Below are 10,140 nucleotides of genomic sequence, written 5' to 3' on the forward strand. Positions count from 1 at the left end.
AAGAATTGGTCCGACCAATTTTGCCTGAAGCAATGGCGCCGCGATCATCTCGCTCCATCGCACCCGAGGGTGCCCACCGGAGTTTCCGATGCACGCAGATCGTCCGCCGCGCCCCGATCAGGTCTATCTGTTCGGTACCTGCCTGATCGACCTTTTCGTGCCACAGGCCGGCGTCGATGCGGTACGTCTGCTGGAACGCGAAGGACTGACCGTGCATTTCCCGCGCGCCCAGACCTGCTGCGGCCAGCCGGCCTTCACCAGCGGCAATCCGGACGAGGCGCGCCGCGTGGCCGCCGCGCAGATTGCGCTGTTCGACCAGCCCTGGCCCATCGTCGTGCCGTCCGGCTCCTGTGCCGGCATGATGCGTCACCACTGGCCGACGCTGTTCGACGACGATCCGAAGATGCAGGCGCGCGCCCGCGATGTGGCCGGCCGCGTGTACGAACTGGCCGGCTTCCTGGTCGACGTGCTGCACGTCGACTACTCGGCTGCGAGCGCCGAGCCGGTCACCGTCGGCCTGCACACCTCGTGCAGTGCGCGACGCGAAATGGGTACCCGCGCGCACGGCGTGCAACTGCTGTCGGCACTGCCTGGCGTCACGCTGGACACGCATGCCAACGAATCGGAATGCTGCGGCTTCGGCGGGGTGTTCTCGCTCAAGCACGCGGACATATCGGGCGCCATCGTGCACGACAAGGTGGCCAGCCTGTCGGCGGTCTGCGAGCGCTTCGTCACCGCCGACTGCGGCTGCATGCTGAACATTTCGCACGCCGCCGAACACCAGGGTCGGGCGTTGCGCGGCGAGCACCTGGCGACCTTCCTGCTGCGTCGGCTGGAGGGACAGGCATGAGCGCGCGCGAACGCATCCTCGCCCGCCTGCGCGCGGCCGAGCCTGGCGCGCCGGTGGCGCCTCCCGACGTGGCGGCCTACTACGCGCAGCGACCACGGCTGACGCCGGGCGAGCGGCTGCAGCAACTGTGCGCACGACTGCGCGCCTCGCGCGCCGACGTGATGGTGGCGCAGCCGGCCGAGTGGGCACGCGTTGCGGCCGATGCGTTGCACCTGCGCGGCGTGCGTCGCCTGGCGCTGAACGGCGAAGTGCGCGCCGAAGAGCTGGCGGCGACCTTGCCGCCCGTCATCGAGGCGGTGCGCTTCGACGGCGAGATCGAGTCCTGGAAGCAGGAAATGTTTGCGACCATCGACGCCGGGTTCACACCGGCCTCCGCCGGCATTGCGGCCACCGGCGCGCTGCTGCTGAACCACGGCGGCGCGCTGCCGCGCACGCTGTCGCTGGTGCCGCCGATCAGCCTGGTCTGCGTCGACGCGCGCGATCTGTACGACGACCTCCACCACGCGTCGAGCAGCCAGCGCTGGGCCGACGACATGCCGACCAACCGCGTGCTGGTGTCCAGCCCGTCGCGTACCGCAGACATCCAGCAGACGCTGGCCTACGGCGCGCACGGCCCGCGCGAACTGGTCGTGGTGGTGATCGCCGACGGAGACTTGGCATGAGTGCGCAGCCCATGCATTTCGTGTCGCCGGCGCAGTTCCGCGATCGCGTCAGCGAGGCGCTGGCGGATGACGGGCTGCGCGACAACTTCCGCAGCGCGATGAACTTCCTGCGCGACAAGCGTGCCAGCCAGTTTCCGGACCCGGTCGAAACCGAGGCGCTGCGCGATCTTGGCGAGGCGGTGCGCAAGCACGCGCTGGCGCACCTGCCGGCACTGCTGGAGAAGCTGGAGACGAATCTGCAGGCGCGCGGCGTCGAGGTGCACTGGGCGGAAACGCCGGGGGAGGCCTGCGCCATCATCCACCGCATCGCCACCGAAGCGGGCGCGACGCGCGTGATCAAGGGCAAATCCATGGTGAGCGAGGAGGTGGAACTGAACCACTACCTCGAAGCGCGCGGCGTCGAGTGTCTCGAATCGGACATGGGCGAGTACATCGTGCAGCTGGCTGGCGAACGGCCGTCGCACATCGTCATGCCGGCCATCCACAAGACGAAGCAGGACATCGCGCGGCTGTTCGAACAGAAGATTCCGGACGCCGGCTACACCGAGGACGTCGACGCGCTGATCCGCACCGGCCGCGAAGTGCTGCGCGAGCGCTTCATGCAGGCCGACATCGGCATTTCCGGCGTCAATTTCGCGATCGCCGAAACCGGCACGCTGTGGCTGGTCGAGAACGAGGGCAACGGTCGGCTGTCGACGACGGTGCCGGACATCCACATCGCGATGATGGGTATCGAGAAGGTGGTCGATACGCTGGAACACGCGATGCCGCTGGCCAGCCTGCTGCCGCGCTCGGCCACCGGTCAGGCCGCCACCACCTATTTCAACCTGATCACCGGTCCGCGTCGGCCCGGCGACCAGGACGGGCCGCGGCGCATGCACCTGGTGCTGCTCGACAACGGTCGCACCCAGGCCTATGCAGACGCCCAGCTGCGCGCAACGCTGCAGTGCATACGCTGCGGCGCGTGCATGAACCACTGCCCGGTCTATGCGCGCGTTGGCGGCCATGCCTACGGCACCACCTATCCTGGGCCGATCGGCCAGATCCTGTCGCCGCACCTGCTGGGGCTGGACGACAGCCGCGATCTGCCGACCGCCTCCAGCCTGTGCGGCGCTTGCGCCGAGGTGTGCCCGGTGCGCATCCCTATCCCGTCGTTGCTGATGCGCCTGCGTACCGAAGCCAATCGCGCGCCTGGTGCCGCGGTGGCGCAGCCGCTGGCCGGGCAGGGGGCTTCGTTCAGCGTCGGGCAGAAGCTGGTGTGGCGCTTCTGGAGCGGCATCTACGCCAGCCCCGGACGTTACCGGCTGCTGCGCTGGGCGGCCACCCGCTTCCGCTGGCTGGCACCGCGCCGGCAGATGGGCTGGACGCAACACCGCACACCGCTGCGGCCGGCCGCGCGCAGCCTGCACGATCTGATGAAGGCGCGCGGACAGCCGCGTTGACCGGTGGCTTCAAGTTTTGGCGCGGTCTGTCGATACCCCGGGGATACCGCTGCCTCCGAGGCCGTCATGATTCCCGTGCGCAAGACCGATGTGGTGCTGGGCAAGCCCCTGCCGTATTCGCTGTACGACCAGAACAACAAACTGCTGCTGAAAGCCGGCGTCGTGGTGCAGACGCAGAACCAGCTCGACGTGCTGAGCGAGCGCGGTCTGTACCGCGACCGCATGGCGGCCAATCAGGTGCAGGCGCCGTCCAGCATCGTGCCGGACGGCGAGCCGGCACCGGACAAGGACGGCATCCTGCTCGACCTGGAGGACATCCGGCTGCAGGTCGGCGACCTGCTGCAACTGCAGGGCGTCGCCACCGACGCACCGCGCCATGCGGTGAAGCTGCTCGGCTACGCGAAGGGACGCAGCGTCATGGTGACGCCGCCGATGGTCGATGGCGCCTACGCGATGGTGAAACAGGACGCCGCCTTCGTCGTCCGTTTCTTCTCCGGCAAGAGCGTGTACGCCTTCCCCGCGCACGTGCTGAAGATGTCGAACACGCCCTTTCCCTACCTGCACCTGAGCTATCCGAAGAAGGTGCGTGGCATGCGCGTGCGCCGCGCCCAGCGCGCCAGCGTGCGGCTGATCTCGTCGGTCACCGACATGTATGGAGCGCTGTACGCCGGCACCCTGGTCGATATCAGCAAGGGCGGGGCGTTGCTTGCCGCCAAGGCCGCGCTGGGTGAAATCGGCGACCTGTTGCAGTTGAAGTTCAGGCTGCAGTTCGACGACATCGACCAGTTCGTGCATGTCAAGGCGGGCATCCGCTCGGTACGCAGCAACCCGGAGCCGGAGAGCGAGACCCTCGCACTGCATCACGGACTCGAGTTCGTCGAGGTGCAGGGCAGCGACCGGCTGGCGCTGTCGGCCTATACCTATCAGAAGCTGATCGAAGCGAGCGACGTGGCCTGAATCTGCGCCTGTACGGACGAAATGCGGCGCAATGCCGCATCCGGGCGTAACATTCGCGCCGTCCATGCACGGAGCGACGCCATGAAATGCCCGTTCTGCAGCTCCCCCGATACCCAGGTGGTCGAAACCCGCGAAAGCGAGGATGGCGACATCATCCGTCGCCGGCGCCGCTGTGCGCACTGCGACAAGCGCTTCACCACCTACGAGCGGGTCGAGCTGAAGATGCCGCAGATCGTCAAGAAGGACGGTCGGCGCGCCGACTACGATCGCGAAAAGCTGCGCGCCAGCATGATGCTGGCGCTGCGCAAGCGCCCGGTCACCACCGAGTCGGTGGATCTGGCGATGGACCGCATCGAGGAGCGCCTGCTCACGATGGGGGTGCGCGAACTGGCGACCGACCGCCTCGGCGAACTGGTGATGCGTGAACTGAAGAAGCTCGACAAGATCGGCTACATCCGCTTCGCCAGCGTCTATCGCAACTTCGAGGATGTCGATGAATTTTCAGAGGTCGTGCGCGAGGTGACCAAACCGCCGCGCGCGCCGCGCAAGACGGGAGGCTGAATGGCGCACGACGCCTCGCTTGACACCCTTTTCATGGCGCGCGCGCTGAAGCTGGCCGCGCGTGGTCTGTGGACCACCTCGCCGAATCCGCGCGTCGGCTGCGTACTCGTGCGCGACGGGCAGATCGTCGGCGAAGGCTGGCATGAGAAGGCCGGCGAACCCCACGCAGAAGTGCACGCGTTGCGCGCCGCCGGCGAAGCCGCGCGTGGGGCGACCGCCTATGTCACGCTGGAACCCTGCAGCCACCACGGCCGCACGCCACCCTGTGCCGATGCGCTGATCTCCGCGGGGGTCGCGCGCGTGGTCGCCGCTATGCAGGACCCGAATCCGCTGGTCGCCGGCAACGGTCTGGCAAGCCTGCGCGCCGCCGGCATCGCGACCGACTGCGGCGTGCTGGAAGGCGATGCGCGCGAACTGAACATCGGTTTCGTGTCGCGCATGACGCGCGGCAAGCCCTGGGTCAGGCTGAAAACCGCCTCGACGCTGGACGGCGTGACGGCGCTGGAGAACGGCGTCAGCCAGTGGATTACCGGCGCCGCGGCCCGACGTGACGGCCACCGCTGGCGGGCACGCGCCTGTGCGGTGCTGTCCGGCATCGGCACGGTGATCGAGGACGACCCCAGCCTGACCGTGCGCGAAGTCGATACCCCGCGCCAGCCGCTGCGCATCATTGTCGACGCGCGGTTGCAGCTGACGCCGCAGGCGAAGCTGTTTGCCGACATCGAACGTTCACCGCTGCTGGTCGTGTGTGCGTCCGACGACACGCCGAAGGCGCAGGCCCTGCGCGACGCCGGCGCCGAACTGCTGGTGCTGCCGAACGAGGGCGGCAAGGTTGACCTGCCCGCGATGTTCCAGGCGCTGGGCGCGCGGGGGCTGAACGAGGTGCACGCCGAATCCGGTCACAAGCTGAACGGCTCGCTGCTCCGCGAGGGCTGTGTGGACGAACTGCTGATGTATCTGGCGCCCACCGTGCTCGGGCGCGGCATGGGCCTGTTCAATCTGGGCCCCTTCGACACGCTGGCCCAGCGCATCGATGTAGACGTCCGCGACATGCGGGCGGTGGGCAAGGACTGGCGGCTGCTGGCCCGGCTTAGACCTTCGTCTTGAGCGCGGGCCGTTCCGCGGCATAGGCTTCGGCACAGGCTGATGTCGGGGTCAGAAGGCCCGTCCCACAGAACACCCCTCCGGTCGCCGACCGGGCGTGGTTCCTGTGGGAGCAGCCTTGGCCGCGACGTCAGCGGTGGGGCAATCAGCCTACCCGGATCGGCACGAACAGCCGGTTGTCGCCGCGCTGGATCAGCAGCGCGATGCGGCCCTTGGCCTTCTCCACCAGTCTTGCCAGTTCTTCCGCGCTGCCCACCGGCTGGCCGTTCACCGCGAGGATGGCGTCGCCGGGCTGGATGCCGGCCTGTGCGGCCGCACCGCCGGCGTCGGCCACGACCAGACCGCGGGTGACGCCCAGCTGTTGCGATTCGGCGCCGGTCAGCGGGCGCACGGCCAGACCGAGTCGGTCGCGGACCGGTCCGCTGTCGCGGCCACCTTCGTCGAGCGCTGCCACCTCGCTGTCGCTCTGTTCGCCCAGCGTCGCGCTCAGATCGCGTTCCGCACCCTGGCGCCACACCTTCATCTTCACCGTCTTGCCCGGCGCCAGATTGCCGATCACTTTCGGCAGGTCGAAGGAATCGGACACGGCGCGGCCATCGACCGACAGGATCACGTCGCCGGCCTGCAGACCGGCCTTGTCGGCCGGGCCGCCCTGTTCGACGTTGGCGACCAGCGCGCCGCGCGCGCGGTCGAGGCCGAAGCTGTCGGCCAGTTCGCGCGTGATCGGCTGGATGCTGACGCCGAGACGGGCGTGCTTGGCGCGTCCGTACTGCTTGATCTGATCGGCCACCCGCATCGCGACGTCGATCGGAATGGCGAAGGACAGACCCATGAAGCCGCCGGTGCGCGAGTAGATCTGCGAATTGATGCCGATCACCTCGCCGTTCAGGTTGAACAGCGGACCGCCGGAATTGCCGGGGTTGATCGCCACGTCGGTCTGGATGAAGGGCACCAGCGATTCGTCCGGCAGCGCGCGCGACTTGGCGCTGACGATGCCGGCCGTCACCGTGTTCTCGAAGCCGAAGGGTGCGCCGATGGCCGCCACCCACTCGCCGACGCGGGTGGTGTCGGCGTTGCCCAGCTTCACCGCCGGCAGGTTTTTCGCCTCGATCTTGATCAGCGCGACGTCGGTTCGCTTGTCGCTGCCGATCACCTTGGCCTTGTACTCGCGCTTGTCGGTGAACTTGACCGTCACCTCGGCGGCGTCGGCCACCACGTGCGCATTGGTCAGGATGTAGCCGTCAGGGCTGATGACAAAGCCGGAGCCGATGCCGCGCGGCGCCGGGCCCTCGCCGCCGCGCTGCGGGTTCTGCGGCACCGGGATGCCGAAGCGGCGGAAGAACTCGAACATCGGATCGTTCGGATTGACCGCCACGCGCGAAGGCTTGCCGATCACGCTGATGTTCACCACGGACGGCGAGGTCTGCTCGACCAGCGTGCTGAAATCCGGCAGACCGGCAACCAGCGGCGCCGTGGTCGGCGCGGTGATGGTCGCCGCCTGTGCAATCTGCACCGGCTTCGACTGCGGTGCCGCTTCGGCGTGGCGCATCCAGTCGACCGTCGTCGCCGTGGCGCCCAGCCCGAAGGCGGTCGCGGTTAGCGCGGCGAGTGCGGTACGAGAAAGCTTGATCTTCATCGATGTCCTCTCCTGACGTGTGTTTGCGCGCCTGACAACCGGACTGAAATGAGTCGGCGCAACTTGTGGGCGAACGATGGAGCGGGGCCGGCGGCGGGCTGTTCCGGTGGCTTGCATCCGGAAACAATCGTCAAGCCGCGGGCCTAGCGCTGTTCAATCTGGGGAGCAAAAACGCCATATCAAGGGTCACACAGTGCTCAAACCTCTTGAAAACCCGGACTTGCACCGCCACCATGACCGATCCGGGTCGCCGAAGGCGGGCATGAGCCGGCCGCCGATCCACCATATATATAAGTACAGGAAGAACATGAAGAGCACTGACACCGGTCGTCCGACCCGCGAGGAAGCCGAAGCGGCCGTCCGCACCCTGATCCGCTGGACCGGCGACGATCCGGCGCGCGAAGGCCTGATCGACACGCCGAAGCGCGTGGTCAAGTCCTACGAGGAATTCTTTGCGGGCTACGCCGAAGATCCGCGCGAAATCCTGTCCCGCACCTTCGAGGAAGTCGAGGGCTACGACGAGGTGATTGCGCTGACCGGCATCCGCTTCGAAAGCCACTGCGAACACCACATGGTGCCCATCATCGGTACCGCTCATGTCGCCTACCTTCCGGACAGGCGTGTGGTCGGCATTTCCAAGCTGGCGCGGCTGGTCGAGGTGTTCGCCAAGCGCCTGCAGATTCAGGAGAAGATGACCGTGCAGGTGGCCGATACACTGTACGAGGTGCTGCAGCCGCGCGGCGTGGCAGTCGTGATCGAGGCCGCGCACGAATGCATGACCACGCGTGGTGTGCACAAGCCGGGCGTGGCCATGGTCACCAGCCGCATGCTGGGCCTGTTCCGCGACGATGCGCGCACCCGCCGCGAGTTCTTCGACCTGATCGGCCGCTCCGGCGGCAGCGGTAGCTGCGGCGTCTGAATTCACGCAGTGGTCCGTCTGGCAGACACATGGAGCCCGGGCGCTGATCGGCCCGGGCTTTTTTGTGTCCGTGCTCCGCAGGAGGCGATCGACCACATGGCTTCAATGCCGCGGAGCACGCCGAGCGACCGGGCGCGCGGCACCTTGCGCGTGCGCATGCCTCGCCGGTTTGGCGCGAACCGCTCCTGTTGCGCAAAAACCACAAGACTTGAGCCGGGGGCATACGTAATTCGACGCATGGCTTGCGGCCGACTTTACTGCTTCGGTACAGTCCGCCACACCTTCTGAAGCTCCGAAGGTGTGTAGCCCGGCAGTGCAGCGGCCGCGAGGCCGAATACGATCCGGGCACCCACTATCATCGCAAGAGGAGATTTGCGTAATGTCCAAGAAACTGCTTGCCGCTGCCATCGCCGCAGCGCTCGCCCCGGCCGCCGTCATGGCCGAAGCTTCCAACGTGACCATCTACGGTCGTGTCGACTACGGTTTCATGTCGCGTGGTGGTGACAACGGCGCCGCTTCGCAAGGTGGCCGCACTGGCCGCCTGAACGACTTCGAAGATGGCATCCTCGGTACCAATCGCTTCGGCTTCAAGGGCACCGAAGACCTGGGCAACGGTCTGAAGGCCATCTACGAATTCGAATTCGGCTTCTCCGGCGACAACGGCACCTCGTTCGGCAGCACCACCAACCGTCACAGCTGGGTCGGCCTGACCGGTGCCTTCGGTACCGCCCTCGGCGGCCGTGTGGATGGCGCCCGTTACTCCTTCGTCGGCAAGTACGACCCGTTCAAGAACCAGACCGTTGCCAACGCCGGTTCGCTGTTCGGTCGTACGTCTGGCCTCGGTCAAGCTGACCGTGCCGACAATGCTGTTGTGTACATCTCTCCGGAACTGGCCCCTGGCCTGAAGTTCCTGGCCGCTTACACGACCTCGCTGCTGTCGGAAGCTGGCAACAATCAAGCACTCTTCACCGGCGACATCGAAACCGGCGACACGCCCCTGTATGCGATTGCCGCCATGTACGACAATGGCCCGCTGAGCATCACGCTTGATTATGAAAATCTGAAGATCAAGCGCGCGAACACCGTGACTGGTGGCGACCTTGAGTACGATCTGTACGTTGCTGGTGCCAGCTATGATTTTGGCGTTGTCAAGCTCTTGGGTTACTACGAGAAGACCGAGGGCAGCAACCGCGCAAGTCGTGGTGATGTTGCAGGCGGTGCCGTTACTTCTGACGGTGACGGCTGGCTGATTGGTCTGGAAGCACCGGTCACGGCGAACATCAAGCTGAAGGCAAGCTATGTTCAGGCCAATGATGATCGTGCTGCTCAAAGCGATTGCTCGAAGTGGGGCTTCGGTGGCGAGTATGCCTTCTCGAAGCGCACCACGGCGTACGCAACCTACGCGAAGATTGACAATGATCGTAACGCCAACTGCGGTATCACCAAGAACGCCGCTGGTGCTGGTGCGAACGGTGGTGCGACCAACACCAACGGCACGTTCACGAACAACGCCTACGGCGATTCCGGCTTCAACGTCGGTCTGGCCCACACCTTCTAATCGGTTTCCGATCAGAAAGTCGTGCTCAAACGGGCGCCTTCGGGCGCCCGTTTTTCGTTGACCTTTCGTTGCGCAGGTACTCGTTTGACCAGGTTGTTGGTCGAGGTGAGGGGTGACGCGTCAGGTCAATATGCGGGAAGCGAAAGCGGTGCTGCCGGACCTGGCGGCGGCGCTGCGTGGGGCTGAATCTCGCGACGACCGATGGCGTGCTCGACGCCTATGCCGACGCAGGCGTATCAGTGCTGCGCTGCTGAGCAGCCCGCTGGGACCTTGACTAGATCGGCGCGACCTCTGGTCGCTGTGAGATCTCGGCACGTCGCGGGCTTCGATTAAGGCCGCAATCGCGAGCAAGCTCGCTCTCACAAAACCCCGCTCCGGCGGCGAACAGGGAGCGATCCTTGTGGGAGATTCTATGTTCCGGCGCAAGCGTTTTCGTGCTGTTTCGGGACAT

Annotated in this window: 9 protein-coding genes; 8 read left to right on the forward strand and 1 reads right to left on the reverse strand. The window is 66.4% G+C overall.

The window, feature by feature from the left end; all coding sequences use genetic code 11:
- Positions 1 to 88 precede the first annotated feature (88 nt).
- From IV112_RS15545 to ribD, 6 genes are all read left to right on the forward strand, one after another.
- Positions 89 to 850 carry a (Fe-S)-binding protein gene (locus IV112_RS15545; RefSeq protein ID WP_304004884.1) on the forward strand — a complete coding sequence of 254 codons (762 nt, stop codon included), beginning with the start codon at positions 89 to 91 and terminating at the stop codon, positions 848 to 850.
- Positions 847 to 1,512 (forward strand): LutC/YkgG family protein, encoded by a 666-nt coding sequence (locus IV112_RS15550; protein WP_304004885.1) that lies wholly within the window; start codon positions 847 to 849, stop codon positions 1,510 to 1,512. Before IV112_RS15545 ends, IV112_RS15550 begins: the two co-directional genes overlap by 4 nt.
- On the forward strand, positions 1,509 to 2,954 hold the full coding sequence (locus IV112_RS15555; protein ID WP_304004889.1) for a LutB/LldF family L-lactate oxidation iron-sulfur protein: 1,446 nt from the start codon (positions 1,509 to 1,511) through the stop codon (positions 2,952 to 2,954). Before IV112_RS15550 ends, IV112_RS15555 begins: the two co-directional genes overlap by 4 nt.
- A gap of 66 nt (positions 2,955 to 3,020) precedes the next feature.
- Complete coding sequence (locus IV112_RS15560) at positions 3,021 to 3,911, forward strand: flagellar brake protein (RefSeq protein ID WP_304004891.1); 891 nt, start codon at positions 3,021 to 3,023, stop codon at positions 3,909 to 3,911.
- An 81-nt stretch (positions 3,912 to 3,992) separates the two neighbouring features.
- The gene (gene nrdR / locus IV112_RS15565) at positions 3,993 to 4,472 is read left to right on the forward strand and encodes a transcriptional regulator NrdR (RefSeq protein ID WP_019919492.1); all 480 of its coding nucleotides are present in this window, start codon (positions 3,993 to 3,995) and stop codon (positions 4,470 to 4,472) included.
- Positions 4,473 to 5,579, forward strand: coding sequence for a bifunctional diaminohydroxyphosphoribosylaminopyrimidine deaminase/5-amino-6-(5-phosphoribosylamino)uracil reductase RibD (ribD, locus tag IV112_RS15570; protein WP_304004895.1), 1,107 nt, complete (start codon positions 4,473 to 4,475; stop codon positions 5,577 to 5,579).
- 142 nt (positions 5,580 to 5,721) lie between these two features.
- Here ribD and IV112_RS15575 read toward each other — a convergent pair whose 3' ends face one another.
- Positions 5,722 to 7,212 (reverse strand): DegQ family serine endoprotease, encoded by a 1,491-nt coding sequence (locus IV112_RS15575; RefSeq protein ID WP_304004897.1) that lies wholly within the window; start codon positions 7,210 to 7,212, stop codon positions 5,722 to 5,724.
- A 262-nt stretch (positions 7,213 to 7,474) separates the two neighbouring features.
- On the opposite strand from IV112_RS15575, the gene folE reads away from it, so the two are divergent.
- Both folE and IV112_RS15585 read left to right on the forward strand, forming a co-directional pair.
- The gene (folE, locus tag IV112_RS15580) at positions 7,475 to 8,131 is read left to right on the forward strand and encodes a GTP cyclohydrolase I FolE (protein WP_304004900.1); all 657 of its coding nucleotides are present in this window, start codon (positions 7,475 to 7,477) and stop codon (positions 8,129 to 8,131) included.
- A gap of 379 nt (positions 8,132 to 8,510) precedes the next feature.
- Positions 8,511 to 9,689, forward strand: coding sequence for a porin (locus tag IV112_RS15585; RefSeq protein WP_304004903.1), 1,179 nt, complete (start codon positions 8,511 to 8,513; stop codon positions 9,687 to 9,689).
- The last annotated feature ends 451 nt before the right edge of the window (positions 9,690 to 10,140 follow it).

Source organism: Methyloversatilis discipulorum (assembly GCF_018780585.1).
Lineage (GTDB): Bacteria > Pseudomonadota > Gammaproteobacteria > Burkholderiales > Rhodocyclaceae > Methyloversatilis > Methyloversatilis discipulorum_B.